Origin of the sequence: Paraburkholderia sp. J67, from assembly GCF_905220265.1 — a bacterium.
In the GTDB taxonomy this organism is placed as follows: domain Bacteria; phylum Pseudomonadota; class Gammaproteobacteria; order Burkholderiales; family Burkholderiaceae; genus Paraburkholderia.
Genome location: NZ_CAJMZK010000047.1, coordinates 1 through 26,741, shown reverse-complemented (window position 1 = coordinate 26,741; position 26,741 = coordinate 1). Strand labels below are relative to the sequence as shown.

Annotated in this window: 24 protein-coding genes; 10 read left to right on the top strand and 14 right to left on the bottom strand. The window is 62.7% G+C overall.

All coding sequences use genetic code 11. The features are described 5' to 3' along the window. Positions 1-325 precede the first annotated feature (325 nt). Positions 326-679, top strand: coding sequence for a hypothetical protein (locus U5782_RS40105; RefSeq protein WP_322049408.1), 354 nt, complete (start codon positions 326-328; stop codon positions 677-679). Between the two features lie 67 nt (positions 680-746). Here the strand turns inward: U5782_RS40105 and U5782_RS40100 are convergent, their stop codons facing one another. The 4 genes from U5782_RS40100 to U5782_RS40085 form a co-directional block, all read right to left on the bottom strand. Then, positions 747-1,826 (bottom strand): PAS domain-containing protein, encoded by a 1,080-nt coding sequence (locus U5782_RS40100; RefSeq protein WP_322049407.1) that lies wholly within the window; start codon positions 1,824-1,826, stop codon positions 747-749. A 179-nt stretch (positions 1,827-2,005) separates the two neighbouring features. After that, positions 2,006-2,977 carry a PDR/VanB family oxidoreductase gene (locus tag U5782_RS40095; protein ID WP_322049406.1) on the bottom strand — a complete coding sequence of 324 codons (972 nt, stop codon included), beginning with the start codon at positions 2,975-2,977 and terminating at the stop codon, positions 2,006-2,008. 146 nt (positions 2,978-3,123) lie between these two features. Beyond that, positions 3,124-4,584 (bottom strand): NAD-dependent succinate-semialdehyde dehydrogenase, encoded by a 1,461-nt coding sequence (locus U5782_RS40090; protein WP_322049405.1) that lies wholly within the window; start codon positions 4,582-4,584, stop codon positions 3,124-3,126. A 2-nt stretch (positions 4,585-4,586) separates the two neighbouring features. After that, on the bottom strand, positions 4,587-5,735 hold the full coding sequence (locus U5782_RS40085; RefSeq protein WP_322049404.1) for a ring-hydroxylating oxygenase subunit alpha: 1,149 nt from the start codon (positions 5,733-5,735) through the stop codon (positions 4,587-4,589). Positions 5,736-6,148: 413 nt separating this feature from the next. On the opposite strand from U5782_RS40085, the gene U5782_RS40080 reads away from it, so the two are divergent. The 6 genes from U5782_RS40080 to U5782_RS40055 all read left to right on the top strand — a co-directional run bounded on the left by U5782_RS40080 (position 6,149) and on the right by U5782_RS40055 (position 12,349). Continuing rightward, positions 6,149-7,594, top strand: a complete 1,446-nt coding sequence (locus tag U5782_RS40080) for a purine-cytosine permease family protein (protein WP_322049403.1) — start codon at positions 6,149-6,151, stop codon at positions 7,592-7,594. A gap of 48 nt (positions 7,595-7,642) precedes the next feature. Continuing rightward, positions 7,643-8,785, top strand: a complete 1,143-nt coding sequence (locus tag U5782_RS40075) for a porin (protein WP_322049409.1) — start codon at positions 7,643-7,645, stop codon at positions 8,783-8,785. 10 nt (positions 8,786-8,795) lie between these two features. Then, positions 8,796-9,794 carry a LysR substrate-binding domain-containing protein gene (locus U5782_RS40070; protein ID WP_322049402.1) on the top strand — a complete coding sequence of 333 codons (999 nt, stop codon included), beginning with the start codon at positions 8,796-8,798 and terminating at the stop codon, positions 9,792-9,794. 13 nt (positions 9,795-9,807) lie between these two features. Then, positions 9,808-11,064 (top strand): aromatic ring-hydroxylating dioxygenase subunit alpha, encoded by a 1,257-nt coding sequence (locus U5782_RS40065; protein ID WP_322049401.1) that lies wholly within the window; start codon positions 9,808-9,810, stop codon positions 11,062-11,064. An 88-nt stretch (positions 11,065-11,152) separates the two neighbouring features. Continuing rightward, positions 11,153-11,401, top strand: coding sequence for a hypothetical protein (locus U5782_RS40060; RefSeq protein WP_322049400.1), 249 nt, complete (start codon positions 11,153-11,155; stop codon positions 11,399-11,401). A 144-nt stretch (positions 11,402-11,545) separates the two neighbouring features. Further along, entirely contained in the window at positions 11,546-12,349 is an 804-nt protein-coding gene (locus tag U5782_RS40055) for a PhzF family phenazine biosynthesis protein (RefSeq protein ID WP_322049399.1), read from the top strand. A 42-nt stretch (positions 12,350-12,391) separates the two neighbouring features. Here U5782_RS40055 and U5782_RS40050 read toward each other — a convergent pair whose 3' ends face one another. From U5782_RS40050 to U5782_RS40030, 5 genes are all read right to left on the bottom strand, one after another. Further along, positions 12,392-12,721, bottom strand: a complete 330-nt coding sequence (locus tag U5782_RS40050) for a DHCW motif cupin fold protein (protein ID WP_322049398.1) — start codon at positions 12,719-12,721, stop codon at positions 12,392-12,394. A 195-nt stretch (positions 12,722-12,916) separates the two neighbouring features. Next, positions 12,917-13,927 carry a response regulator gene (locus U5782_RS40045; RefSeq protein ID WP_322049397.1) on the bottom strand — a complete coding sequence of 337 codons (1,011 nt, stop codon included), beginning with the start codon at positions 13,925-13,927 and terminating at the stop codon, positions 12,917-12,919. A gap of 193 nt (positions 13,928-14,120) precedes the next feature. Continuing rightward, complete coding sequence (locus tag U5782_RS40040) at positions 14,121-14,525, bottom strand: response regulator (protein ID WP_415914499.1); 405 nt, start codon at positions 14,523-14,525, stop codon at positions 14,121-14,123. A 7-nt stretch (positions 14,526-14,532) separates the two neighbouring features. After that, on the bottom strand, positions 14,533-15,876 hold the full coding sequence (locus tag U5782_RS40035) for a sensor histidine kinase (protein WP_322049396.1): 1,344 nt from the start codon (positions 15,874-15,876) through the stop codon (positions 14,533-14,535). 1 nt (position 15,877) lies between these two features. Then, a complete protein-coding gene (locus U5782_RS40030) occupies positions 15,878-17,284 on the bottom strand; it encodes a class I SAM-dependent methyltransferase (protein WP_322049395.1) in 1,407 nt (468 codons plus the stop codon). Positions 17,285-17,813: 529 nt separating this feature from the next. On the opposite strand from U5782_RS40030, the gene U5782_RS40025 reads away from it, so the two are divergent. Beyond that, the gene (locus U5782_RS40025) at positions 17,814-18,374 is read left to right on the top strand and encodes a hypothetical protein (protein ID WP_322049394.1); all 561 of its coding nucleotides are present in this window, start codon (positions 17,814-17,816) and stop codon (positions 18,372-18,374) included. A gap of 66 nt (positions 18,375-18,440) precedes the next feature. Further along, positions 18,441-18,755, top strand: a complete 315-nt coding sequence (locus U5782_RS40020; protein WP_322049393.1) for a helicase — start codon at positions 18,441-18,443, stop codon at positions 18,753-18,755. Between the two features lie 31 nt (positions 18,756-18,786). Here U5782_RS40020 and U5782_RS40015 read toward each other — a convergent pair whose 3' ends face one another. The 3 genes from U5782_RS40015 to U5782_RS40005 all read right to left on the bottom strand — a co-directional run bounded on the left by U5782_RS40015 (position 18,787) and on the right by U5782_RS40005 (position 21,154). Further along, the gene (locus tag U5782_RS40015; RefSeq protein WP_322049392.1) at positions 18,787-19,479 is read right to left on the bottom strand and encodes a hypothetical protein; all 693 of its coding nucleotides are present in this window, start codon (positions 19,477-19,479) and stop codon (positions 18,787-18,789) included. A 207-nt stretch (positions 19,480-19,686) separates the two neighbouring features. Beyond that, positions 19,687-20,052 carry a translation initiation factor Sui1 gene (locus U5782_RS40010; RefSeq protein WP_322049391.1) on the bottom strand — a complete coding sequence of 122 codons (366 nt, stop codon included), beginning with the start codon at positions 20,050-20,052 and terminating at the stop codon, positions 19,687-19,689. Between the two features lie 193 nt (positions 20,053-20,245). Further along, entirely contained in the window at positions 20,246-21,154 is a 909-nt protein-coding gene (locus U5782_RS40005) for a LysR family transcriptional regulator (RefSeq protein WP_322049390.1), read from the bottom strand. Positions 21,155-21,293: 139 nt separating this feature from the next. Between U5782_RS40005 and metE the strand changes: the two genes are divergently transcribed. Beyond that, complete coding sequence (metE, locus tag U5782_RS40000; protein ID WP_322049389.1) at positions 21,294-23,588, top strand: 5-methyltetrahydropteroyltriglutamate--homocysteine S-methyltransferase; 2,295 nt, start codon at positions 21,294-21,296, stop codon at positions 23,586-23,588. 83 nt (positions 23,589-23,671) lie between these two features. Here the strand turns inward: metE and U5782_RS39995 are convergent, their stop codons facing one another. Both U5782_RS39995 and U5782_RS39990 read right to left on the bottom strand, forming a co-directional pair. Next, positions 23,672-25,141 carry a DEAD/DEAH box helicase gene (locus U5782_RS39995; protein WP_322049388.1) on the bottom strand — a complete coding sequence of 490 codons (1,470 nt, stop codon included), beginning with the start codon at positions 25,139-25,141 and terminating at the stop codon, positions 23,672-23,674. A 197-nt stretch (positions 25,142-25,338) separates the two neighbouring features. Further along, the gene (locus U5782_RS39990) at positions 25,339-26,328 is read right to left on the bottom strand and encodes a LysR substrate-binding domain-containing protein (RefSeq protein WP_322049387.1); all 990 of its coding nucleotides are present in this window, start codon (positions 26,326-26,328) and stop codon (positions 25,339-25,341) included. Positions 26,329-26,741 lie beyond the last annotated feature (413 nt).

The following is a 26,741-nucleotide window of genomic DNA, read 5'->3' as shown; positions in this document are numbered from 1 at the left end:
GCGGCGAAGACGGGGGATGTGGGGCGCGCGGTGGCGCAGGCGCTTTAAGCCCTTTCGCGTTTCGACGCGGCTCGGACTGCTTCCTCCCGGACGGCAAGATGCGCGGCTTTCCAGTCGCGTTTCTTACCGTCGTTTCACTTTGGCCGCTAGCGTGACGGCGCGCACGCGCCGTCCTTTGGCCTCCCCCTTTTTCAGGATGACTCCGCTCCCACTCGGGTTAGCGTTTCCCTTTTGCGCGTCGTATCGCGTCGTGCCGTGTCGTACTGCGACCGACCAACCGAACGCGCACACCCGCCGCGAGGCGGGCATGGACAGGGAGCGTGGGATGCGAGACCAGGGTGAGTTGGCGCAGCGCCTGATCGAGGCGATGCGGGGCGGCGAGGGCGGGACGACATCGGAGCTGGCGGTGCGGGTGCAGGCGGACGTGCGCGCGGTGCGCGAGATCCTGCGGCTCTGGCTGGGCGCGGACATCGTCCATGTGTCGGAAGTGGTTACGCCGCGTCGCACGCTGGTTTATCGCTATGGCGCGGCGCCGCCTGAGGCCGCCGCAGCCGCCGCCGAAAGGCAGCGTCGTTCGCGGCCGGCTGCCGAGTTGCCGCCCGACCGCTGGCCGCAACTCGACCCCGAGCTAGCCGCGGCCATTGACGCGATGATGCGCGTGAACTCGCGCGAGCGTTGATGCCGCGGCGGCCGATGCCGCGGCGGCCGGTGCCGCAGTGGTTGAACCCACGCGCGCGGCGCGCCGCTCAGGCCGCGCCGTTATCGGTGGACGGTTGTGCGGACGATTGCGTGGCCGCCTGCATGTCGGCGGGTTGCGCCGCGCGGCACAGCGCCGTGAGCCACACGTCTTCGCCATGCGGCGCCACGCGCGCCTGGCCTTGCTCCACCACCAGCCGCCACGTATCGTCGGGCAGCGACGCGCGATACAGCACGCGATAATCGGCGCGACGTGTCAGCGCGTCGTTGACGGCCGCTTCGCGCGCGGCGCGATCGTCGGCATGAATATGCTGCGAAAGCTCGATGTAGTGACGCGGCGCCTTTGCAGGATCGACGCCGAACAGGCGGCACCATTCGTCGGAAACGATCAGTTCGTCCTGCGCGCGCAGCCAGCGCCACGCGCCCACGCCCGCGATGCGCGCGGCGTCGTTGAGCAGTTGCAGGCGGCTTTGCAACGCGGATTCCGCGTCCTTGCGCGCGCTGATGTCGATGGTCGTGCCCACCACGCGCACGGGGCGGCCCGCGTCGTCGAGCAGCGTGGCCACGCGCGATTCGATCCAGCGAATCTGTCCATCGGGCAGGATGATGCGGAAGTCCCACACGCGCGGCGTCTTGCTCGCGACCAGATCCTTCATGGCCTCGGCATTGAGCCAGATCGAGTCCTCGGGATGCAGGATTTCCCAGAATTCGTCGTTGCTATGGATTTCGCGGCCGTAGAGTTTCGCGCAGTTGCTCGAATAGATCAGCTCGTCGGCGACCAGATTCCATTCCCACGTCACGATGCCGGCCGATTCCTGCGCGTGTTTCATGCGCGCTTCGTTCGACATGATCTCGGCGGTGTAGCGCCGGCGCAGATCGGTCATGGGCAGCTCGGTCGTGCCCGCGAGGCCGAGATCGCGCACAGCTTCGTCGCCGTAGCGCAGCCAGACCCAGTTGACGTCGAGGAAGGCCGCGAGGCGGCGCAGGTTCAGATAGTCGATCTCGCCGCCGCGCGTCCATTTGTGCACGGCGGGGCGCGAAATGCCGACGGCGTCGGCCACTTGCTGAAGGCTTAGCTTCTTGTGCTCGAGCAGCACTTTGAGACGGAACGCGAACGTATCCTCGGACATCCATTTCCCTCTATGACGTTTCGCGCGGCCAAACGAAAAAGGCGGCTAGTCGCCGCCGTTGCTGAAACAGGTGCGCGGCCGGGGCGCTGCCCGCCCTCCGTGCGCCCCGAAAATGAACCGTTAGTTTAGCGGATCGGGCCCGTGGCCGTTCCCGGGGGCGCGCCGATGGCGCGCCGCGCTCAGAGGTCGATCACGAGCCGCGAGGTGCGTGCGCGCGACACGCACAGCAGAATGGTCTTCTGCGCGGCCTTTTCGTCGTCGTCGAGATACTGGTCGCGGTGATCGGCCTCGCCTTCGAGGATCGGCACTTCGCAGGTGCCGCACACGCCTTCGCGGCACAGCGATTCCACGGTCACGCCCGCGCGCTCGATCGCCTTGAGGATGGTTTCGTCCTCGGCCACTTCCAGTTCGATCCCCGACTTCGCGAGCACCACCGTGAAGGCCTTGCCGCCCGTGTCGCTGGCGGCGAACTGCTCCGAATGCAGTTGCGCCTTCGGCCAGCCGAGCAACGCGGCGTTCGCGTAGACGGCGTCGTTGAGACCTTGCGGGCCGCAGACGTACACATGCGCGTCGGCGGGCAGGCTCTTGAAGAGCTTGTGCAGATCGAGACGTCCGCCTTCGCTTTCGACATGGCAATGCACGTTGGCCGCGTGCGGGCCGGCCTTCAGTTCGTCGACGAACGCGCCGTGCTCGGGGCTGCGGTAGGCGTAGTGCAATTCCAGGTCGAAGGTGGAATCAGTGGCGGGGGCGTGCTCGTGCAGTTGCGCGAGAAACGGCGTGATGCCGATGCCGCCCGCGATGAACACATGCTTTTTCGCCTCGCGCGCCAGTTCGAACAGATTCGCGGGCGAACCGATAGCGAGCCGCGTGCCCACCTGGACCTGCTCGTGCATGAAGGCCGAGCCGCCACGCGAGGCTTCTTCGCGGCGCACGGCGATCTGGTACTGGCGCGTGTCGTGCGGCGAGCTGAGCAGCGAGTAAGCGTTGTGATGCCACTGATCGCCGTCCTGCATCGAGACCAGCACGTGGGCGCCGCCGCTGAAGGCGGGCAGCGGCGCGCCGTCGGGCAGCGCGAGCGTGAAGCGTTTGATGAGCGGAGTGAGTTGCTCGACGGCGACAACGTCGACAGTGATCGATTCGCGGGCGTTCATGGTGCCTTCCTTTACCGCGTGCAGCGCGTCGACGGTATCGCACGCGGGCGCGGGTGATTCTGGATTCGGAGTTCGGATAAAAAGCGGATGCGGCGTGGGCCGCATCCGCGTACAGCGCAGCTTTAATGCTTCTTCAAGCACGCGGTTTAACGCGTCACGCCGCCCATGCAGAGGTACTTGATCGACAGATAGTCGTCGATGCCGTACTTCGAGCCTTCACGGCCGACGCCCGACTGCTTGACGCCGCCAAACGGCGCGACTTCGTTGGAGATCAGCCCCGTGTTGATGCCGACGATGCCGTACTCCAGTTGCTCGGCCACGCGCCAGATGCGGCCGATGTCGCGGCTATAGAAGTACGCGGCGAGCCCGTAGATCGAGTCGTTGGCAAGCTGTACGACTTCGGCATCGGTCGAAAAACGCACGATCGGCGCGACCGGCCCGAAGATCTCTTCGCTGAGCACGGCCATGCCGGGCTTCGCGTCGGCCAGCACGGTGGGCGCGTAGAAGTTGCCGCCGCGCGTGTGCTGCGCGCCGCCCGTGACGACGCGCGCGCCTTGCGCCACGGCGTCGCGCACCAGCGTATCGACCTTGTCGCGCGCTGCTGCGGTAATGAGCGGACCGATGTTCACGCCCTCGGCGAAGCCGTCGTCCACCTTGAAGGCGGCTACGCGCGCCGCGAAGCGCTCGCAGAAGGCGTCGTAGAGCGAGTCGTGCACATAGAAGCGGTTCGCGCAGACGCAGGTTTGCCCCGCGTTGCGATACTTCGAGAGCAGCGCGCCTTCCACTGCGGCGTCCAGATCGGCATCGTCGAACACGATGAAGGGCGCGTTGCCGCCCAGTTCGAGCGAGACCTTCTTGACCGTGTCCGAGCACTGGCGCATCAGCAGGCGGCCCACTTCGGTCGAGCCCGTGAAGCTGAGCTTCTTGACGAGCGGGCTAGACGTCATCTCAAGGCCAATCTCGCGCGACTTGCCAGTGACGATGTTGAGCACGCCCGCCGGAATGCCCGCCTGCTCGGCCAGCGCCGCGAGTGCGAAAGCGGAGAGCGGCGTTTCGTTGGCGGGCTTGACCACCATCGTGCAGCCCGCAGCCAGAGCGGGCGCGGCTTTGCGCGTGATCATCGCGGCCGGGAAATTCCACGGCGTGATGGCCGCGCACACGCCCACGGGTTCGCGCGTCACCACGAGGCGCTGGTCCGGGTTCGGGCTCGGGATCACGTCGCCGTCGATGCGCTTGCCTTGCTCGGCGAACCATTCGATAAACGAGGCCGCGTAGGCGATCTCGCCGCGTGCTTCTGCAAGCGGCTTGCCTTGCTCGCGCGTCATCAGTTCGGCGAGCGTTTCCTGATTCGCCATGACGAGTTCGAACCAGTTGCGCAGCAGGCGCGCGCGTTCCTTCGCGGTGGTCGCGCGCCAGCCGGGCAGGGCGCGCTGCGCGGCTTCGATGGCCGCGCGCGTTTCGCCCGCGCCCATGTTCGGCACGTTCGCGATGAGCTCGCCCGTCGAAGGATTGGTCACGACGAGCGTGGCGCCGTCGTCGGCGTTGCGCCACTGGCCGTCGACATAGGCCTGCTGGCGGAACAGGCCGGGAGTTTGCAGCGACGTCATGATCAGTCCTGGTAGTGTTGCGCGAGCAGGTTGTGGAAATGCGCGATGCCGTGTTCGCTGATGCCGCTGCGCTTTTCGTCGACCATGATGCGGCCCTGGCCGCGATAGCCGCGCGACTTCAGGCCCTTCTGCACGCTCTCGACGAGGCGCAGGTCTTCGGGGCGGAACACCGTGCGATACCACTCGATCAGCTTCTGCTGCTCTTCGGTCGGCTCGTCGTTGAGGAAGTAGATGTCGTAGTGCTGCAGCGTGACTTCGGCGCTCATCGGGAATTCGTAGATGACCGTCATGAAGTCGCCGCCCGGCGGCACGTTGAACATCGTGCACGGCCACGCCCAGTAGCCGCTGAAGCTCGGGTTGGTGATGGACGGGTCGAGCTTGAACGAGCGCTCCGACGATTGCGCGTGGCCGAACTGCACCGTCCACTTGCCGTGCAGCGTGTGCGAGTACTGGTCGATCTTTACCGAGTCGGAGAAGCCGGGGTGGGCCGGGCCGCAGTGATAGCACTCCAGGTAGTTGTCGACGATCGACTTCCAGTTGGCCGGCGTTTCGGTCACGAAGCGCGCCGCGAGCTTGAGGTCGTCGATCACGGGGCAGGCCGCGCGCATGCTGGCTTCGAGGCCGGGCAGTTGCGCTTCCACGCCTTGCGCGTCCGGGTTCAGGTTGATGAACACGAAGCCTGCGTATTCCTCCACGCGCACCGGCACGAGCGTCGAGTTGTCCTTGTCGAACGACTGCACGTGATCGCAGTTGTTGGCGTGCGCGAGCGCGCCGTCGAGCTTGAACGCCCACGCGTGGTAGGGGCAGGTGATGACGTTTTTCGCCTTGCCGCTGCCTTCGAGCAACTGGTGGCCGCGGTGCGGGCACACGTTATAGAAGGCGCGCAGCACCTTGTCCTTGCCGCGCACGAGCAGGATGCTCTCGCCCACGACTTCGCGCGTCACGTAGGCGTTCGCTTCCGCCAGTTCGCTGCGATGCGCCACGCAGATCCAGGTGTCCTCGAAGATGCGCTTTTCTTCCGCCTTGTAGACCGCTTCGGCGGTGTAGAAGCTTGCCGGGATGGTCCAGGCGAGTTCGGGGTTGGCGCAGAAGTCGGCCGGCAGCTTCGGCAGCGCCGGTTGCTTGTGGAATTCGATCGGGAGATAGGTCATGGGGTCCGCCGCAGTGAGTGAGCGCGCTAATAAATTAACTGATGGTTACAACAAAACTATGGGTTAACGAAAGGATAGGAGAAATTCGCGCGGCGAGGGATCAGGGTTATCCCTCGAAGCTAGTGTGAAAACTCTTCCGCTTTGATGCGTGCCGCGTATCCTTAGTGTTGGATATCCGCTTTGCTTGCGTGGACGCAAAGCAAATGGATTTCTCGGGAGCCGTCAATAGGAGGATGCGATAGTGCGTGTCACCCCTCCAGGATGCGTACTATTGTTAACCAATGGTTTGTTGTTAACCGTAGGATAACCATGCCGTGACCGGGATCGGAAAAGCTTTCCGCAGCCGCGCGCGGCGCGCAGGGTGGTTTCGCTTGAGGCGAAGCCGCTCGCGCCACCCCACAACTGGAGGAGACATGACACAAGAGGCAATGGCCGAAGTGCTGGCCGGCGAGCGCTCGCGCGCCAAATCGCGGATCGAGTCGCGCTCGATCGACTACGTGCCGCTCGCCGAACGCAAAGGCAAAGCGTGGCATCTCTGGCCCGTGTGGTTTACGGGCGATGCGAACCTCGCCACCATCGCAGCGGGCGCGATCGGCATCAGCATGGGCGGCAACCTGCTGTGGAGCGCGATCGCCATCGTGCTCGGCAATGTGCTGGGCACCTTCTTCATGGCGTTCCATTCGAGCCAGGGTCCGCAACTCGGTCTGCCGCAGATGATCCAGTCGCGGCCGCAGTTCGGCTATATGGGTGCGCTGCTCGTGTGGGTGGTCGCGCTCGTCACCTATATTGGCTACAACTCCTTCAACCAGCTGATGGCGGGGCAGACCGCGCATCATCTGCTGGGCACCGAGCCGCATCTGAGCTACATCGTCTTCACCGTGCTGGCGGTGGGTCTCGCGGTGTTCGGCTATGACCTGATCCACAAGGCGCAGCGCTGGCTCGCATTCGCCCTGCTCATCGCGCTGACGATCTTCAGCATCGGCATGTGCGTGAAGATGCCGTTCCCGGCCGCACAACTGAGCTTTGCGGGCTTCAAGGCCACGCCGTTCCTCGTGCAGCTGTTCTCGGCAGCGGCGTATCAATTGTCGTGGTCGATCTACGTTTCGGACTACTCGCGGTATTTGCCGCCTACGACCGGTGTGCGAGCAACCTTCTGGTGGACCTTCCTGGGCGCGCTGATTGGCGGCGTGTGGATGATGCTGGTGGGGACGGCGGCGGCGGCGCTCAATGCGCAGATCGAAATTTCGGATGCGGTACAGCGCGCGGGCGACATGATCTTCCCGGGCTTCGGCACGGTCACCTTGCTGCTCTCGCTGCTCGGCTTGCTGGCGATTACCGGGCTGAACTTCTACGGCGCTTCGCTCACGCTCCTGAGCATCACCGATTCGTTCAAGCCGCTCAAATCGAACGCGAGCAAGCGTATTGCGAGCCTGATCGTGGTGGCGCTGGTAGCGACTTCGCTGGCCTTTTCGGCGTCGGATAACTTCATGGGCAAGTTCGGCGACTTCCTCGGCATCCTCGGTTATCTGTTCACGCCCTGGACCGCGATCAACCTGATCGACTTCTTCGTGGTGCGTCACTCGCACTACTCGGTGCGCGAGATTTTCAATCCGCGCGGCATCTACGGCCGCTGGAACTGGCGCGGCCTGACCGCCTACGCGGTGGGCTTCGTTGCGATGATTCCGTTCTTCAAGACGGATCTCTATACCGGTCCGGTCGCCCGTGCGCTGGGCGGCACCGACGTGGCGATGCTCGTGGGCCTGCCCGTGGCCGCGCTGGTCTATCTGTGGACCTGCCGCTCGCTCGACATCGAACAGGAACGCCGTCTCGTGAGCGAAGCGGATCGCGGCCTGAATTGAGCCCACAACAATAACGACAACCCGGACCCATATCGCAACATGAATTCGATGAAGACACTGCGCACGAGCGCGCTTTACGCGGCCGTGCTGACGCTGGCCGCACTGCCTCTCGCGGCCAGCGCGCAAAGCAGCGTGACGCTCTACGGCGTACTCGATGCGGGCGTGACCTATGTGAGCAATGCGGGCGGCGCGCATCAGGTGAAGTTCGACGACGGTATTTCCTATGCGAACCGCTGGGGCATCAAGGGCAGCGAAGATCTGGGCGGCGGCTTGCAGGCCGTGTTCGAACTGGAGAGCGGTTTTCACCTCGGCAATGGGCAGATCTCGAACGGCGGCTCGCTGTTCGGCCGTGCCGCCTTCGTGGGCCTGAAGAACGACTGGGGCACGCTGACCTTCGGCAACCAGATCGACATGACCCAGGAGATGGTCTATCTGTACAACGCCTCCGCCTGGGCGAGCGGCTACGCCATCAATCAGGGCGACTTCGACCGCATGAACGGCGATCATCTGCCGAACGCCGTGAAGTTCATGTCGAATACGTTCGGCGGCTTCCAGTTCGGCGGTATGTACTCGTTCAGCAATACGCCGGGCAGCTTTCACAATGGCAGCGCGTGGAGCGTGGGCGCGCAGTATCAGCGCGGCGCATTTTCGATGGGCACGGCCTATACGCAGTTGAACAATCCGTCGGGCATCTACGCGTTCGATCCATACGCGATGATCGGCGTGCATTCGTTCTTTGGCCAGCCGACCGTGAGCGTCGATCCGGGCACGGGCGCGGTTACCGATCTCTACGCGAACACACCGTTTCCAGTGGACAAGCAGGGCGCATTCGGCGTGGGCGCGAGCTATGCCATCGGCAATGTCACGCTGATGGGCGACTTCACCTACACGCAGATCAAGGCGTTCGGCGAGAGCCAGCACATGCAGGTAGGTGAAGGCGGCGCGAACTGGCAGGTCACGCCCGCGCTGAGCGTGGTGGGCGGCTACCAGTACACGCACTTCGACGCGCATCACTGGAACCAACTCTCGGCGGGCGTGCATTACCTGCTCTCCAAGAGTACCGACGTCTATATCTCCAGCGACTGGCTCAAGGCGTCGCAAGGCGTGGATGCCGTGATCGGCTACAGCTTCACGCCGTCGACCACGACCACTCAGGCCGATGTGCGTATCGGCATGCGCCATTCGTTCTGATGCCGCCGCGATGCTGAAATTGCCTGGCAGTCCAGAGATCGACGACCTGCGCGTGTTCTGCACCGTCGCGCGCAAGTCGAGCTTCAGCGGCGCGGCCGAGGCGCTGGGTGCGTCGGCCGCCTACGTGAGCAAGCGCGTGGGTGTGCTGGAGGCGTGCCTGGGCACGCGTCTGCTGCATCGCTCCACGCGCCGCGTGGCGATCACGGCGGCGGGCGAGCGCGTGCTCGCGTGGGCCGAGAAAATCCTAGATGACGTCGACCAGCTCGTCGAGGATGTCTCCAGCACGCGGCGCATTCCGCGCGGCACGCTGCGGGTGTCGAGCAGTTTCGGCTTCGGGCGCAAGTTTGTCGCGCCCGCACTCGCGGCGATGTCGGATCGCTATCCGCAACTGAATGTACGGCTCGATCTGTTCGACCGTGTCGTGGATGTAGCGGGCGAGGGCTTCGATCTGGATGTCCGCATTGGCGACGATATCGCGGGCCACCTGATCGCGAAGCGTCTCGCCACCAATTATCGGGTGCTGTGCGCGTCGCCGACGTATCTCGCGTTGCACGGCGCGCCGCAGTGCATCGCCGATCTCGAATCGCACGCGTGTCTCGCGATCAAGGAACGCGATCACCCGTTCGGCGTGTGGCGTCTCGATGCAGGCGGCGAGCCGGTCTGCGTGAAGGTGACGGGGCCGCTGTCGACCAATCATGGCGAGGCGGCCGTGCAATGGGCGCTGGCGGGACGCGGGATCGTGCTGCGTTCGATCTGGGACGTGCAGCCGTTGCTCGACGAAGGGCGCCTGCTGCGCGTATTGCCCGACGTCACGCAACCGGCCAACGTCTGGGCCGTGTTCCCCGAGCGGCTCGCGCAATCGGCCAGGGTGAAGGCATGCGTGGAGTTTCTCGCCGAGGCGTTCGCGCTGGCCGGCATCGGCGACGCGGCGCCTCTGGCTTGCGCGCACGACGACGAATTAGCCGAAAGCGAAACGCGTGCAGCACAACCCGTATTTGAATCCGAATAAAGGAAGCGACATCGTGATCGATCCCGCCCATGTGCGTGCGTTACTCGCCGCGCGCCGCGAAGGCTACAGCCTCGCGCGCGACTTCTACACCGAACCGGCCATGCACGCACTCGATATCGAGGCCGTTTTCTCGAACGAATGGCTATTCGCCTGTAACGTTGCGGAGATCGCACGCGCGGGCGACTACATCACGCTTTCGATCGGCGACACCTCGGTGGTGGTCGTGCGCGGCAAGGACGGCGGAGTCGCGGCGTTCTTCAACACCTGCCGTCATCGCGGCTCGCTGATCTGCACCGATGCGGCGGGGCACGCGAAACGGCTCGTGTGTCCGTATCACCAGTGGGTCTATGAACTCGACGGCACGCTGTTGAGCGCGCGCCAGATGCCCGCGGGTTTCGAGCGTAGCGAACATGGCCTGCGTCCTGTTCATGTCGAAGTGATCTGCGGCATGGTCTATATCTGTATCGCCGATACGCCGCCCGATATCGCGCGCTTCAAGGCCGCCGTCACGCCGTACATCGCGCCGCATCACCCGGAGCGCACCAAGGTGGCGTTCTCCATGACGATCGTCGAAGACGCCAACTGGAAGCTCGTGATCGAAAATAATCGCGAGTGCTATCACTGCATCGGCAGTCATCCGGAACTGCTGGCCACGCTGATCGAATTCGCCTTGCCCGACGACCCGCGCGCGAACCGCGATTTCCAGTTACTGATGCAGGAAAAGAAGGCGCTGTGGGACAGCCTTGGATTGCCGCATCAACCTGCTGATGGCGGCACGGAATTTCGCTGCATCCGTTTGCCGTTCCATCGCGGCGCGGTGTCTTTCACCTCCGATGGGCGGCCCGCGTGCAACAAGCTGCTCGGCGACTTCACGGAGCGCGATCTGGGATCGGTGAGAATGTTCAGGGTTCCGAACAACTGGAATCACTTTCTCTCGGACCATATCATTCACTTCCGCGTGTTGCCGGTTTCGGCGACGCAAACGGCGCTCAAGACCACGTGGCTCGTGCACGAAGACGCGGTGGAAGGCGTGGACTACGACATCGAGACGCTGATCGAAGTCTGGCGTGCGACCAATGCACAGGACGCGACGCTAGTGGCCCATAACCAGTGCGGTGTGAGTTCGAAGGCCTATACGCCGGGGCCCTATGCACCTTCGGAATTCATGCTGACGAATTTCACGAACTGGTATGCGCAGAAATTAGAGGATCACCTCGAACGTGCGGCGGGGCAAGGGAAGACGATTCGGCTCGCACTGGCGCAGGGCTGAGCGCCAGGCCGTCCGCAGGTAATTTTTGCGTTCGCCCCCTTTCAAACTCGCCGCTAAAGTTTGCGCGTTCGCTGCCGAAAATCCATGCATGGCGCACGAACAACCCAATCTCCCCGAGAATGACCCGATCTGGGCCGAAGCACGGGCCCTGGAGGCCAGTATTCGCGCTATCCGGCGGGCCCAGGGCAAGAGCAATCCCGAGGATTTCTCGCCGGATGATCCCGCATGCCTGGAAGTCATGGAAGCGTTCGTGCGCGATGTCGGCCGCGTGCTGGCGCTTTACGCCAAAGAGCCCGCGAGAGACGATGAGGACGATCTATACGGAGCGGGTGTGTGAGGTCGCCGTGAAGGCGGTTGTCGCAGATCGGGCCTCAACGTGCAGCAGTCAATTTCTGTCGACCAGCGCCACAATCTGTCCATGTCGTGAGCGAGCGGCGAACGCTAGCATGAGTGAGCTTCCCACTCATGACATGACAGCGCCATGAAGCTTCCCATCTATCAAGTCGACGCGTTCACCAACGAAATCTTCAAGGGCAACTACGCAGCCGTGGTCCTGCTGGAGGACTGGCTTCCTGCATCGCTCATGCAAGCGATTGCGACCGAGAACAACCTCTCCGAAACCGCTTTCGTCGCGGCCAATGCGAATGGCGGATTTGGCATCCGCTGGTTCTCGCCGATCACGGAAATTGCATTCTGTGGACACGCCACGCTGGCGAGCGCCTTCGTGTTGTTTAACCGCTTTGCGCAGCAGCAACAGATTGATTTTCATGCCGATGCAGTGGGCGCATTCACGGTGCGGCGCGGCCGCGACGGCATGATCGAGATGGATTTTCCTCAACGCGACATCGAGCCGGTCGACGAGATGCCGGACGAACTCACGCGTGGCCTTTCCATTGCGCCCAAGGAAGTCTTTGTCTGCCAGCAGGCGTTTATTGCGTTGTACGAGAGCGAAGAGCAGGTGCGTGCAGTCGTGCCCGATCTCGCCTTGATCGCTCGACTTGGGCCGCGCGATGTGGTGGTCACGGCGCGGGGCGAGCGCCACGATTTTGTCTCGCGCTATTTCTGGCCCGCAAACGGCGGTGACGAAGACCCGGTTACCGGATCGATCCATACGGCGCTCACCCCGTTGTGGGCCGCGCGGCTGGGCAAGACGAAGCTGCTGGCGTTGCAGGCGTCCCGGCGCAGCGGCGTGCTGCATTGCGAGCTGGAAGCGGGCCGGGTCCGCATTTCCGGACATGCCGTTCAATATATGGAAGGCGTGATCGAGGTGCCCGAGGCCGCCTGAAGGCTTCCAGCAGGGGCGCCGGGAATGCGCTGTTCGCTGGCGCTAATCGACAATGAAAAGCTTCGCGCCTTTAGGCGACGCTGAACGGTGCGGCTCGGCGTTATCTGCCACCTGGTAACTCATACCCGCGGACAGGATGAACCGGCGTCCATCGAGGAGTTCGGTTTCGAGTTCGCCGGACAGGCACAGAAGGACGTGCCCCTTGGTACACCAATGATCGGCGACGTAGCCCGCGCTGTATTCCACGCAGCGCACGCGGATGTCGTTGAAGTGCTGCGTCTTCCAGTAGGCCGTTCCGCATTCTCCCGCATGGGCGGTTTGCTCCACGGTGTCCCAGTTCGTGGTCCCGAAAGGTATTGCATTGATCTGCATCGCGTTCCCGATATCAAAGGCTGGTCGAACCCGCCGTTGAACCGGCCGGACACGTTCAGATTAGCGGGCCTCCAGGGCCGTCGCCAGATACAGAAGGGATCGAATTCGACCGGAACAAACGCTTGCGCCCGGTGGCTCCTGGAGGAGCCGCCGGGCGCAAGCCGCGAAAGCGGGAAGATCCTGTGTTTCGTATGCCTAAGCGAAAGCTGACTCCGCGAATCGCTCGATCCAGACGGCCAGGCGGTCGGCCGAGAAAGTGGCCGTGCGCGTGCTGGCGCGGCAGACGATGGTGTCGCCTTCACGCATGCATTGCAGGGCGCCGCCGGCTTCTTCCAGCCACAGCAGGCAGGCCAGCCAGGTAGCGTGTCCGGCCGAGACCGCCTGACCCACTGGCCGGGTGAGGAACTCGCTCAGCGTGTCGGGCGTGGTCCAGATCAGCGCATCGCCGCCGCCGCGCACGGTGGCGCCGAGGGCTTCCGTGAAGACCTGCAACGCGTCGGCCGCGCTGCGCCCCGCATGTTGCGTGCGCAGTTGCGCGAGACTCGTGCCGACCGCGTGACCGAAGCTGCCGCTGCATTCGCTTTCGACCCGCACCAGATCGGCGTAGTCCATCCGTTGCCAGTCCGGTTCGGCGTTGTGCGTGCCGGCCAGATCGGCGCCAGCCAGCCAGGTCTCCACCGGCTGGAAGCGACCGGGGCCGATCAGGCTGGCGCACAAGGTGTGCACGGTACCGATGCGGGCCGCCACGGTCTGCGTTTGCAGCACGCCCAGCTTCTCGCGCACGAGCTGGTCGCGCTCCTTGCGCAGTCCCGAGAGCTCCAGCGCCTGCTTCATCTCCATGCGCAGCGCACTGATGTCCCAGGGCTTCTTGATATAGCGATGTATCTGGCCTTGATTGACGGCCTCGACGGTCTGGTCCAGCTCCGAATAGGCCGTCGTCAGGATCCGCACGATATGGGGATAGCGCTCGCGTGCGTAGCGCAGCAGTTCGTTGCCGTATTCGCCGGGCATGCGCTGGTCGGACACCAGCACGGCGAGGCTGTCGGCGTGGGCATCCAGCAGCGCCTTGCCCTCTGCCGCGGACGCGCCCGTCACCACCGGCGCGATCGCGCCGATGGCGCGCTCGAAGTATTTGACCGCGGTGGCTTCGTCATCAACGAACAGAATCGCCGGGGGCGGAGTCTGGTCGGCAATCGCATTGTTCATTGGTCACTCCTGTGCGTTCGATGCTTAAAATTTTTGAGTTCCAGCGTCACGGTCGGGCCGGCACCGGACGCGCATGCGATCCTGATGAGCCGGGTACGCGCGCCAAAGGACGTCGTCGCGCGGTTGCCGGCAATCTTGCCGAAGCCCCTGGCGCCGGCATTCGTGAAAACGGGGTCGACCCTCACACGCTGCATCACTTCGGGCGTGGTGCGAGGGACGATGTCGCCGACGCGAGTACCTCGCGGACCACGGCCATGCCTAGCGGCTTCTCCAGGATCCGGAACACCTCGCCTGAGTCGACCAATCCTTGTAGCGCGTCCTTGTCCGCGTAGGCAGTCACGAGTAGGCGCACGATCTGCGGATACTCCTGCGCGACCTGCTGTAGCAGGTCGGCGCCATGACGGCCCGGCATGCGGAAGTCGGTCACGAGGACCGTCACCCGCGCGCCTTCGCGGCGCAGGATTGCGATGGCCTCGTCCGCGTTTTCGGCGAGCAGCACTTCGTAGTCGCTGCCGGCTGCGCGCGCAAAGTATTTGCGGGCCAACTCCTCATCGTCGACATAGACGACGGTGTGGCGTGTTTGCTGGGGCTCGCTCATATCGGGTTTACTCGACGCGCGGCAGATCGAAATTGAAAGCGGTCCACTCACCTGGCTGGCTCTCAGCAAACAGTGTGCCGCCGTGCCGTTCGACTACCGCATAGCTGATGGACAGACCAAGACCGAGGCCCTGGCCGACTTCGCGGGTCGTGAAGAAGGGCTCGAATACCCGCGCCAGATTTTCCGTTGCGATTCCCGGGCCGTTGTCGCGCACATTCACATGCAGACGGCCATCGCCTTCGTGCCAGTTGGCCTTGACATGAACTTGCGGCGATGCGGTGCCGGCCTTGTGCATGGCAAGCGCGGCATTCGAAAACAGGTTGATGAGCACGCCGATGATGGCCGCTTCGTCGCCGAGCACGAGGGTGTCGGCGGGCAGCTCGCGCGTGATTTTCACGCCGCGCAGTTCATGGGCGCTCAGCCGGATCGACGAGTCGAGCGCCTTCTCGAACAGGAACGGCACCTCGTCCGCCGCGGCGTCGGGCTTGCGGTAGGCAAAGGTCTTCAGATCCGACACGATATGCTGGATGCGGTGCATGCCTTGCCTCGCGTCGGTCAGGCACTCTTGCAGCGACGGGTTGTCCTTGGCTTGCGGTTCTTCCATCGCGACTTCGATGGCCATCAGGCAAAAGTTCACCGGGTTGTTGACCTCGTGGAGCAGCCCTGCGGACAACGTACCGATGGCCGCCATCTTCTCCTGTTGCAGCAATTGGCCCTTGATCTGCGAGAGGTTCTCGTTGGTGCGTGCGAGCTGATCGTTTTTGCGCGCCACTTCGTCCTTCAGGCGGAAAAGCTGGAAACGGCCTTTCTCGTTGAAGAAGGTGTAAATGGAGCTGGCCAGCGCGCAGAAGATGATCAGGATGAGCTGGAACTTGAACTTGCTTGGGTTGCTGATCCCGCCTGGATGCGCCCAGCAGGCGAGGTAGTAGAACGCGCCCGTGGCCAGGCCGAATGCGAGCGTCTGCCAGTAGCCGGAGGGGAACAGGATGCCCACGGCAAAGATCGTCAGCATGAGCCCGGCATAGAACAGCGACTGCTCGCCCTGCGTGGCGTAGATCATCCACGAGATCATGGCCTGTGGCAGCAGCAGCCAGAAGAAGGTGATGATCTGCACATGGCGTCTGCCCTTTGCTGTGTAGAGCGAGAGCACAGCGAGGCCGATCAGTGCGCTGGTCAGCGCCCGAACGATGGCAAAGCGCTTCTGCTCACCCGGATACACGACATAGTCCAACGCCACACCCATCAGCACGAGCACGATTACGGTCAGGCCGCCAGCCTTGCTGCACAGCAGCCGGTAGTCGCGCAGCTCTTCACGATAGTTCGACTGCAGCCCAACCATGGATGTCGTCATGTCAGGCTACGTGTTGCTGGCCGATGGTGATCTCGGCAAAGACGTTCACGCCGGTCGCGTCCGTGTACAGGCGCGGCTCGCCGCACTGCTCCGGCATGATCTCGGCCATCTGTGCCTCGTTGCGATAGATCAGATACCACTCCAGCACGTGCTCCATGCTGAAGCGCTCCGGATTGTCGGCGTGGACGTTGGTGACCAGCAGGCGGCCGCCGCGCCGGGTGCGGCTGGCGAAATGCTGATTCAGGCGGGCACAGACCTTGTCGGACAGGTAGTCGAACAGGCCGGCGCAATAGACCGCGTCGAACTCGCGCACGTCCGGTGCGTCGGCATCCATGCGGCGCTTGAGCAGATGGTGGACCGAATCGTGCGTATAGCTGATGTTCATGCGCGACGCCGTCTTCTGCGCGACCGACCCGAGGCGCTCGCGCGTCCAGTCCAGCGTCTCCTGGCTGAAGTCGAGCAACTCGAACGACAGCCACTCCGGTTCGTCGTATTCATCCATGAAGCGCTGGATCTCCTGGGCGGGGCCGCAGCCCACGTTCAGCACCCGGAACGGCCGCTGCGCGGCGCGCGCTTCGTTGGCGAGGCGGGTCAGGTAGTCCACCAGCAGATCGATGCGATTGCGGTGCGCGCGCGCCACGGCCGTTTGCAGGAAGGCCGCGTTGACGATCTGGAAATAGGTGCTCGGACCCTGGCGGGGATCGTCGATCATCTGGTTGACCATCTGGTAGTCGCCGGCATAGCCCAGCGGCTTCGAGAAGGTACGGAAGACGAAGGGCGAGCGCAGCAGCAACGGATGGAGCGCCGCCTGGGCGAAGGCGCGGTGGGCGGGCGCGAGTTCCTCGTCGACGAGACGCGCCTCGGCTTCGAATTCGTCGAAGTAGAACTTGGTCCGCTCCATGAGCGGCGAGGCCAGTTCGAGGAAGAAGTCCTCGCGCAGGCTTTTGCCTTCTTTCGGCATGCTGTCGGCCAGGTCCGCCTGTTCGACCCAGCGCGACATGTCCGTCAAAAAGGCCCGCAGCTGATTGACCGCAATCTGGTAGTCACGGCGAATCTGGAAACGGTCGGTCCAGTCCTGCGCGAAGCGGCGGGCTTCTTCGCCCACGGTACGCGCTTCCAGCACGCCGCCGCTCAGTTCCCGCCATTCGTCGATGAGCGTCACCGAGACGATCGCGGTCAGGCCGGTATTGACCATGCTGATGACGACCGCCTTGCCCGAATAGGCGTGCTCCACACCCATCTTGACCGACAGGTCGTTCAACACCTCACTGACCTGGACAATCGAGTACGGGTTATAGACCTCCATCACCAGGGACTTGCGCTGGAGATTGATGATCGTCCCCCGCACCTGCTCGCCCTGCGAGTTGCGGAAGCTGACTACCGGATCGATTTGCGTTTTGGAATACACAGTATTGCGGCCAGGTAAGTACTCACGAGACGGTTTGAACTTTGGCGCCGCGCGCTGACTGGGTGGCGCGCCACTTCTTCCTGATCTGCATCGGCCAGACTGGTCATGCGATTGTCTTGTCCGTATCGCCTTGTGGGAATGCGTATGCTAATGGCATGCGGGCTTTTACGAGGCATTAGCCTGGTGAGCCAGGAGGCCAGTGGCTGAACGATACCGAACTTTGCGACTGGTGCATTCTACTGATAAAAAAAGATTGCTGTCATCTCACGCGGATACCATCGGTGAAACTACCTGGTGGCGTACGACACCAGGGCGCTGACGTACGCCAGGAGCTTGCCCATTGGGTACGGATTCGCTCGAGCCTTTTTTAAAGGGCGATATGTAAGGCACGCCGCTGTGTCGGGAATGGGGACGCCTGTTGAGGCAAAGGCACGCACGCGACGGGCGAAGTTATGATTGCGATCGCCTTCATCGACGATCATCGCGTTGTCTGCGATGCGCGTGCTATAGATTTCTAAATATCGAAGCCATGTTTCAAGTGCTCCTTATCATTGGCATTGTTGCCGCTCCCTACCTGTGGAATGACGCTGTTCATGCCACCGGAGTGAACAAATATCTTTGGATCACAGGCGGGCTGACGGGCCTTGTTTGCACCGTCGTTTTCCTCGTATGGGCCATCCGTTTGAATCGGTCGCAGAAGATTGAGACTGTGTCGCAGAAGCTCGAGCCTGAGGCCCAAACCGATCGGCTCATGCCGGTTGGCGTCGAGCTTGCCAATGCTGTTGCGGAACGCCTCGATGCGGGAAATGACCTCGCATATGGTCACGCTTATTATTGCGGGATGGGCCTCACCAAATACGGCGATAGCTACGTTTATGCCAGCGTGCAGGATGGAGAGGTGGCAACGCCCGAATACGGCGATGCCTTTTTTCGTAGTCTGGAGAGCGACGGAGGAAAGATATTCGAGTCGCGTGCCCAATTCATCGAGTGGCTATCCGCTCAGACCGACAGTTCGCTGTATGGCGACGGTAACCAGAACATCACGCTCAAACGCTTGCAGTCCTTTGCTTCATTGATCGTCAGATCGTAGACTGGGGCCGGGGATCGCTAGCTGCCTGCGCTGTTAGAATGGCTGCCTTTTTTCTGGGAGAGGCCCATGTCCTGGTTTATCTATGAAGTACCCGAATACAACGAAGACGGGGCGCGCATCGAACCCTTCAGCGACCTGCGTAGCCGCGTTGTGAAAGTCAGTGGGCAGGCGATGGCCGACGAACTGGAAAGCGTCCGCGCAAACGCCGCAACGACGGCCGATACGCCCACGCGCCGGCTGCTTGGCGCGGACAATCCTCACGTCTTCCCGATCCCCTATGCCGACTCCATGATCCTGGTCGGATTCATCTTCGAACTTGAGCGAGAGTCCCGGCAACTGATCGTGTCGCCCGTGGAAATGCCCTGGCTGAAAGACGCGTAAAAAAGCGCGTCGATCTTTGCGGCGGTCGCGTTTAGCCCGGAAAAACGGGGCCGCCAGCCGTCGCCTGGTTCTGGATGTTTTCCTCGCAATCGTTCCAGTATCGCAGCGGGTCCGCATGGTGCGGGTAGCGCGAGTCGAGCCACACCGAAAGCGTGCGCCAGTCGGGATGATGGGTACCCGTTTTAGCCGACCAGACCGACGATCGCTCCAGAATCTGGTTGTTGCCGCGATCGCGCACAACCAGGCTGCCCAGCCCGCTTAAACTGTTCGTCTGCGACTCGACCAGATACCTGGGCAGAATCCGCAGTTCGGCGTCCTCGGCCCATCCGAATACGGCGCGAACTACGCCAGCGGCATCTCGCAGTTCGATGGGGCCGCTTTTCGGGCGCACGGCTTTCCATCCTTCGGGAAATTCGGCGACCACCTCGTTTCTCTCCTCACGCACCCATCTCATGTGCCATGCCCGCGCCATCGCCTCGCGCATGGCGTTGACCGACGCGTAGCCGGCCGGCAATTCGATCGCGACCGGCAACTTGACGAGGTTCTCTTTCCAGAGGCTGGCTTCGTCGTCGGCGCGTCGCACCTCGTTGAACGGCTCGGCTGCGAATGGCGCGGCTTCGAACGGGTTCTCTGGGCGGCTCGATGCTTTTACGCTCCCCGCGGGAAGTCCCTCGAAGAGTCGTTCAGCATCGTGACGCGTATATTTCGGTTTGCCCTTCTTCATTGATCTCTCTTCAGCGTGTCTGATTGGCTGGCTGATGCCGTGGTCCTGGCGATCGGAGTCACTGCCTTTAGCGGACTGGCGATCCTGGCCTGGACGATAACGGGTCGCGCGCTCCTGCTAGAGGGCGTTTGCGAATAAACGATGTTTGGCGCTTATCGGCTGGGTTGCGCGTGGTCGATGGAGTTTGTCGCGTGCGGCCGACCGGGGTTAGCCCCCGGCGCGCTTCACGCTATGGCCGGACTTCTTGAGCGCTTCGATCACGCGTTCGCAATGGTCGCCCTGGATTTCGATGACGCCATCCTTGACCGTTCCGCCCGAGCCGCAAGCTGCACGCAGCTGTTTGCCTAGCGCGGCGACGCCAGCGGCGTCGAGCGCCACCCCTTTAACGACCGTTACGCTCTTCCCGCCCCGACCTTTTTTTTCAAGCAGGACCCGCACGACGCCATCGCCCGCCGGTTGTGTCTTTGCCATCGTCTTGCACACACATTCGGCGACTGGGTGCCGGCATTCGGGACACATCCGCCCGCCGTCCGTGGAATAAACGAGGCCACTCTTCGAACTGCTCTTTAGCATTGACATACTCAAAGACATCAAACCCAGCGATCAACGAGTTTAGCAGGTTGTCTCTTTGCGCCTGAGGAAGTCCTGGATAGCGGTTGTGAAATAGGGCGGCCACGCCTGCATCGGATCAATGGCCGCGGTTGGGTATCTCGTGTAGTTCTGCTTTCGGATGTCGCGCGAGAATCAACGATTCAGCCACACCGATTCAACGCCGCATGCGCGGCGCGTGCCAGTTCGACTTGCGCGCGAATTCGACGAAGGAAGCCAGATAGTCGATCGCGCCATCGGTTTCACGCGTGCCGAGAAAAATCTGTTTGGCGATGCCTTCCTTGCCGAGTTTCACGCTCGCCAGCGTCATGCGGTCGGCGTATTCCTCGGCGAGCCACTTCGGCAGGGCGGCCACGCCACGGTTGCTGGCGACCATCTGCATCATGATGTCGGTCGTTTCGATCGTCTTGTGCCGCCGCGGCGCCACGCCCGCGGGGCGCAGAAACTGGTTGTAAATGTCGAGCCGGTCGGTCTCCACCGGATACGTGATGAGCGTTTCGTCCACCAGCTGTTCGGGCTTCACGTAGCGCGCTTTTGCGAGCGGGTGGGCTTCGGCGACCACCAGCACCTGCTCATAGTCGAACACAGGATCGAAGCGCAGACCCGCATGATGGAGCGGATCGGGCGTGACGAGCACGTCCACGTCATAGCCGAGCAGCGCGCTGATCCCGCTGAACTGGAAGCGCTGCTTCACGTCGACATCGACATCGGGCCAGCGCGCGAGGTAGGGCGACACCACCTTGAGCAGCCATTGATAACAAGGCGCGCATTCCATGCCGATGCGCAGCGTCCCGCGCTCGCCGTTGGCATATTGCTTCATGCGCGCCTCGGCCTGCTCGAACTGCGGCAGCAGCCGTTCTGCGAGCGCCAGCAGATATTGGCCCGCCTGGGTGAGGCGCAGGCTGCGGCCTTCGCGATCCCAGATTGGCGTACCGAGCTGCTGCTCGATCTTCTTGACCGTATGGCTGAGGGCCGATTGCGTGAGAAAAAGCGTAGCGGCCGCGGCGGTGAGCGAGCCCTGGCGCGCGACTTCGCGCACGATAACTAGATGAACGCGTTCGAGCACGACGCAGGCCTCCCGGTTAATCAATGAAAAAATCTAATGGAACGATGAAATAATGCCATTTTTATTCATCTGCCGATAGCTCTATGATCGCTGCCACTCTGAACGATTTTCAGCATTTCTCTTTGGGATGGCAGCGCACATGGTCACCACGCACAACCTCGGCTTTCCGCGCATCGGCGCAAAACGCGAACTGAAGTTCGGCCTTGAACGCTACTGGAAGGGCGAGTCGTCGCGCGACGAACTCAAGGCGCTGGGCGCCGAACTGCGCGCGCGTCACTGGGCACATCAGAAGGATCTCGACCTCGCGCCGGTTGGCGATTTCGCGTTCTACGACCAGGTGCTCGACATGAGCTTCACGCTCGGCAACCTGCCCGAGCGCGTGCGCGATTTTCATGGCGACAAGCTCGACAATTATTTCCGTGTCGCGCGGGGTCGCTCGGCGAAGGGCGACGAAGACCACGCAGCGTGTTGCGGTGGCGTGGCCGCGGGAGAAATGACGAAGTGGTTCGATACGAACTATCACTACATCGTCCCGGAGTTGACCGCGAACAGCCAGTTCAACCTCGATTTTTCGCGTCTCTCGGAACAACTGCGCGAAGCGCGCACACAAGGCGTGAAGGCCAAGCCGGTGATCGTTGGCCCGTTGACGTATCTGTGGCTGGCCAAGGCGAAGGACGATTCGGACAAGCTCGCACTGCTGCCGCGCCTGATGGCGGTCTATCGCGCGCTGCTCAGCTATTTCAACGCTGCAGGCGTGGAATGGGTGCAGATCGACGAGCCGATTCTCGTGACCGAACTCGATACTGCCTGGCGCGAAGCATTCAAGACTGCTTACGAAGGATTCGATCAGCGCAGCGTCAAGCTGCTGCTGGCCACGTATTTTGGCGAGCTCAAAGACAATCTGGAGCTGGCGTGCAGCCTGCCCGTCGACGGCTTGCATATCGATGCGATCAACGCCCGCGAAGAAGTGGCGCAAGTCGCGCAGAAGCTGCCCGCACAGAGCGTGCTGTCGGTGGGCGCGATCAATGGCCGCAACATCTGGAAGACCGATCTCACCGCTGCGCTCGAATGGCTCGAACCGCTCGCGCAACAACTGGGCGATCGCCTGTGGATCGCACCGTCGTGTTCGTTGCTCCATGTGCCGGTCGATCTGGCCAGCGAAGACAAGCTCGATGGTGAGATCCGCGCGTGGCTCGCGTTCGCGCTGCAAAAGCTGGACGAAGTGAAGGTACTGGCGACGGCGCTCAACCAGGGCCGCGATCAGGTCGCAGCCGAACTCAGCGCCAATGCCGCCGCGATCGCCGCGCGTCGCCACTCGCCGCGCGTCAACAATCCCGAAGTGAAGGCCGCGCTGGCGCGCATCGACGCGAAGCTCGGCAACCGTCAACGTGCCTACGGGGAACGCGCCCCGAAGCAGGCCGCGCTCCTGAATCTGCCTGCGTATCCGACCACGACGATCGGCTCGTTTCCGCAGACGCTGGAAATCCGTCAAGCCCGCAGTCAGTTCAAGGCCGGTGCACTTGACGATGCCGGCTACGCGGCCGCGATGCGCGCTGAAATCGAGCGCAGCGTGCGCGAGCAGGAAAGGCTGGGCCTCGACGTGCTTGTGCACGGTGAAGCGGAACGTAACGACATGGTCGAATATTTCGGCGAGCAGCTCGACGGCTACGCGTTCAGCCAGTTCGGCTGGGTGCAGTCGTACGGCTCGCGTTGTGTGAAGCCGCCTGTCCTGTTCGGCGACATTAGCCGTCCGAAGGCGATGACGGTCGAGTGGACCCGTTACGCGCAATCGCTCACGAACAAGCCGATGAAGGGCATGCTCACAGGCCCCGTGACGATCCTGAACTGGTCATTCGTGCGTGACGATCAACCGCGTTCGGTGTCGTGCTACCAGTTGGCGCTGGCGATACGCGAAGAAGTGATCGACCTCGAAAAAGCCGGCGTGCGCGTGATCCAGATCGACGAAGCCGCGCTGCGCGAAGGCCTGCCGCTGCGCCGCGCGCAATGGGACGACTACCTGCGCTGGGCCGTGGAAGCGTTCCGCATCACGGCTAACGGCGTGCAAGACGAGACGCAGATCCATACGCATATGTGCTATTCGGAGTTCAACGACATCATCGCGTCGATCGCCGGGATGGACGCCGATGTCATCACAATCGAGACCTCGCGCTCGGATATGGAACTGCTCGACGCGTTCGACGACTTCAAGTATCCGAATGAAATCGGCCCGGGCGTCTATGACATCCATTCGCCGAATATCCCCACGCAGGATCACATCGTTCAACTGATGCGCAAGGCGGCGGAGCGCATTCCGGCTGAGCGTCTGTGGGTGAACCCGGACTGCGGGCTGAAGACGCGTCAGTGGGCCGAAGTGCTGCCGGCGCTGACCAACATGGTTGCGGCCGCAAGGACCCTGCGCAGTCAGATTCATTAAAGCAGATGGCCTAAGAGCCGGTTTGGAGTGCATGCCGCAAACCGCCAGCCCGATCCAGGGCTGGCTGGACGCATCCGCGCGGATCAAGCCTGGCGTTTGCCGCGGCCAGCAGCAGGTTTGCCAGCCGGCTTGCGTGAACCCGCGGCGGGCTTGCTGGCGGGCTTACCGGTGGGCTTATGGGTCGGCTTGCTGGCAGGCTTGCCGCGGGGCTTTTGCGTGCTGAACGGGTTGATGAACACGCTCGTGCCTTGATCCGCGGCCGTCGCCGCGGGCTTGCGTTTGCTCTCGCCTCCTTGCGGGCGCGGCTTTTTACCGACCGATTGCGTGGAGGCCGGCGCGGCTTGCGGCACTTTGGGCTTCTTGGGCTTTTTGGGTTTCTTGATGATCTCGCCCGTTGCGCTGGTTTCCGGCACGCGGTGTTCGGCTTCGAAACCCGGCTCCTCTTCCCGGCGCAGCGTCTGCCGGATCAGCGCTTCGATCGCGGCCAGTTGCGGCGCTTCATCGGCACACACGAGCGACACCGCCACGCCACTCGCGCCCGCTCGGCCGGTACGGCCAATACGGTGCACATAGTCTTGCGCCACGATCGGCAGATCGACATTGATCACCAGCGGCAGGTCGTCGATATCGAGGCCGCGCGCGGCCACATCGGTGGCGACCAGCATGTTGACTTCGCCCGACTTGAAGCGCTCCAGCGCGCGTAGGCGTGCGGGTTGCGGTTTGTCGCCGTGAATGGTGTCGACCGCATAGCCCGCTTCATCCAGCATGGCCGCCAGATAGTCCACGCCATTACGGGTTTTGACGAACACCAGCGCGTGTTCCCAGTGGTTCTGCGCCACGAGGTGCATGAACAGATCCGGCTTGTTCCGCTTGTCCACCGTCACCACCCACTGCTTGATCTTGCTAGCCGTGGCATTGGGCGGGCTGACGCTGATATTCACCGGATTGCGCAAAATGCTCGCCGCCATCGCGCGAATGTCATCGGTAAATGTGGCGGAGAACAACAGGGTCTGGCGCTGGGCGGGCAGGGCCGCAAAGACGGCGTTGAGTTCGCGCGCAAAGCCCAGGTCCAGCATGCGGTCGGCTTCATCCAGCACCAGCGTCTGCACCTGATCGAACTGCACGGCGTTCTGGCGATTCAGATCCAGCAAACGGCCCGGCGTGGCGACGAGCACATCCACGCCTTTGCGCAACTTCATCATTTGCGGATTGATGCTCACGCCGCCGTAGGCGGCCAGAAAGCGCAAATCGAGGCCTTGGCCGTACTCGATAAAGCTTTGCAGCACCTGCTCGGCCAGCTCGCGGGTGGGCACCAGCACCAGCACGCGCGCGCGATTGCTGGACACGGCCGGGCCGTGCTGTACCAGCCGTTGCAACAGCGGCAGCGCAAATCCCGCGGTTTTACCCGTGCCGGTTTGTGCCGCGGCCATGACGTCACGGCCATCGAGCACAACCGGAATCGCCTTGGCCTGCACCGGCGTAGGTGTCTGGTATTTGAGGTCCTGCAGATTACGCAACAAGGGTTCGATCAGGCCGAGCGAGGCAAAAGACATGGGCGTATTCCGGGCTAAAACCGCAATTCTAGCGGTTACCGTGCCGATTGCCGCGCGCAGATCGTTGGGCCGAAACGATCTGGCTGTGGACCGTGCCTACTGTTTCGGCCAGATGCGCTCAAGGGCGTCGCCCTTGGGAAAGGGATCGTCGTGATCCAGCACGATGGTCTGGATGCCCGGATTCCTGCTGCATTCCTTCAATTTTTTCGTGAAGCTTGCGAGGCGAGTTCCTGCTTGATCCATTCGCAGAATCGTTTACACGCGCTGGCGTCCGCCTTGTCCTTGCGCACGGACAGGTAGTGGCCGCGATTCCTCATGACGGTCGTGTGCGGCAGCGGACGCACCAGTTCGCCGCTATCGACCCGATGGCCGACGAGATGATGCCAGCCCAACGCCACGCCCTGATGCGCCAGGGCCAGCTGTACGATGGCCGGATAATCATTGCTGGTGAACAACCGGCGCGGAACGTTCGCGCACCAGCTGGTGTCCACGTCATGCAGCGCCAGCCAGACTTTCCAGTCGATGTGTTCGGAAATCTGCGAGCGACCGTAGGCGCTGAGATCCAGTAGCGACATGTCGAGCAGTTCTTCGGGTGCCGCCACCGGGCCGTTTTTCTCCAGGTATTGTGGAGTGCACACCGGATAGACCTCGTCGTCGAACAGGTGCTCACTCTCGTATCCGTCGCGCAGGCTGGCCAGCTTGGCGATGTACACATCCGGCTGCATGCCCGCTTCCATCGAGACGAAGTTCTGCGTGGTCAGCACGGTGAGTTCGATATCCGGGGCGTCGTGAAGGAATTCAGGAAGCCTTGCGTGCAGCCACAGCGCGGAAAACGAGGGCGAACAGCAGACGATCAGCGTCTGCCTGGCCGGAATTCTCTTGCGCAGGCGTTCGGCGGCTTGATGAAGGTTGATCAGCGAAAGCTGCGCGGCATCCTTGAACATCTCCCCATCGGCTGTCAGTTCAACGGTGCGCCCCGAGCGGATAAACAACGCTGTGCCGAGGTAATCCTCCAGTTCCCGCAACTGCTTGCTCACGGCCGCGGGGGTCACGCTCAGTGCATTGGCCGCCCCGGTAAAGCTCCTGAACTTTGCGGCAGCGAGAAAAGACTTGATGGCCCGCAGCGAAAGCGCGCCGACCAGGGTTTCACTCATTTCAAATGGGGACGCCATGACGATGTCGAACAACCTATGGAGATCAGGACGGAGGCTGAGAGAAGCACTGGCCCGTCGTTACCGAAGTTACCGAAGTTACCGAATCTGCACGAGACAGCGGCGCTATTCTCATACTCCAACTGGTAATGTTCAAGGCAGCCGTAGCATCACACGAGCGGCGCCTGGACGAGACGCTGGCAGATCGAGTGCAACCATCGTTGCCTGAGCCTGCATACCGTGCGTCACGTGAGTGCCTTTGCCTCACATCGACTTACCGGAAGCAACAGTGTTATGCGCCGGTGCAGTCAACACAAGCCATCGCGCCGCGCTGCGCCACCTTCCATTTACTTACGCGCACCGACCCGCGACTACCCGGCCGAATCATTCTCACTTGGATAACCCCGTATTGCGTAAAATGATCGGTTAACCCACGTACAGGCTTTCTG

Excerpts from the sequence above, each read along its gene's own strand:
- U5782_RS40060 (WP_322049400.1), top strand. The coding sequence starts at position 11,153 with ATGGCGCACGAACAACCCAATCTCCCCGAGAATGACCCGATCTGGGCC.
- U5782_RS39995 (WP_322049388.1), bottom strand. The coding sequence starts at position 25,141 with ATGTCTTTTGCCTCGCTCGGCCTGATCGAACCCTTGTTGCGTAATCTG.
- U5782_RS40020 (WP_322049393.1), top strand. The coding sequence starts at position 18,441 with ATGTCCTGGTTTATCTATGAAGTACCCGAATACAACGAAGACGGGGCG.
- U5782_RS40050 (WP_322049398.1), bottom strand. The coding sequence starts at position 12,721 with ATGCAGATCAATGCAATACCTTTCGGGACCACGAACTGGGACACCGTG.
- U5782_RS40105 (WP_322049408.1), top strand. The coding sequence starts at position 326 with ATGCGAGACCAGGGTGAGTTGGCGCAGCGCCTGATCGAGGCGATGCGG.
- U5782_RS40070 (WP_322049402.1), top strand. The coding sequence starts at position 8,796 with ATGCTGAAATTGCCTGGCAGTCCAGAGATCGACGACCTGCGCGTGTTC.
- U5782_RS40075 (WP_322049409.1), top strand. The coding sequence starts at position 7,643 with ATGAAGACACTGCGCACGAGCGCGCTTTACGCGGCCGTGCTGACGCTG.
- U5782_RS40045 (WP_322049397.1), bottom strand. The coding sequence starts at position 13,927 with ATGAACAATGCGATTGCCGACCAGACTCCGCCCCCGGCGATTCTGTTC.
- U5782_RS40085 (WP_322049404.1), bottom strand. The coding sequence starts at position 5,735 with ATGACCTATCTCCCGATCGAATTCCACAAGCAACCGGCGCTGCCGAAG.
- U5782_RS40080 (WP_322049403.1), top strand. The coding sequence starts at position 6,149 with ATGACACAAGAGGCAATGGCCGAAGTGCTGGCCGGCGAGCGCTCGCGC.
- U5782_RS40035 (WP_322049396.1), bottom strand. The coding sequence starts at position 15,876 with ATGACGACATCCATGGTTGGGCTGCAGTCGAACTATCGTGAAGAGCTG.
- U5782_RS40010 (WP_322049391.1), bottom strand. The coding sequence starts at position 20,052 with ATGCTAAAGAGCAGTTCGAAGAGTGGCCTCGTTTATTCCACGGACGGC.
- U5782_RS40055 (WP_322049399.1), top strand. The coding sequence starts at position 11,546 with ATGAAGCTTCCCATCTATCAAGTCGACGCGTTCACCAACGAAATCTTC.
- U5782_RS40015 (WP_322049392.1), bottom strand. The coding sequence starts at position 19,479 with ATGAAGAAGGGCAAACCGAAATATACGCGTCACGATGCTGAACGACTC.
- metE (WP_322049389.1), top strand. The coding sequence starts at position 21,294 with ATGGTCACCACGCACAACCTCGGCTTTCCGCGCATCGGCGCAAAACGC.
- U5782_RS40040 (WP_415914499.1), bottom strand. The coding sequence starts at position 14,525 with ATGAGCGAGCCCCAGCAAACACGCCACACCGTCGTCTATGTCGACGAT.
- U5782_RS40090 (WP_322049405.1), bottom strand. The coding sequence starts at position 4,584 with ATGACGTCGCTGCAAACTCCCGGCCTGTTCCGCCAGCAGGCCTATGTC.
- U5782_RS40025 (WP_322049394.1), top strand. The coding sequence starts at position 17,814 with ATGTTTCAAGTGCTCCTTATCATTGGCATTGTTGCCGCTCCCTACCTG.
- U5782_RS40095 (WP_322049406.1), bottom strand. The coding sequence starts at position 2,977 with ATGAACGCCCGCGAATCGATCACTGTCGACGTTGTCGCCGTCGAGCAA.
- U5782_RS40100 (WP_322049407.1), bottom strand. The coding sequence starts at position 1,826 with ATGTCCGAGGATACGTTCGCGTTCCGTCTCAAAGTGCTGCTCGAGCAC.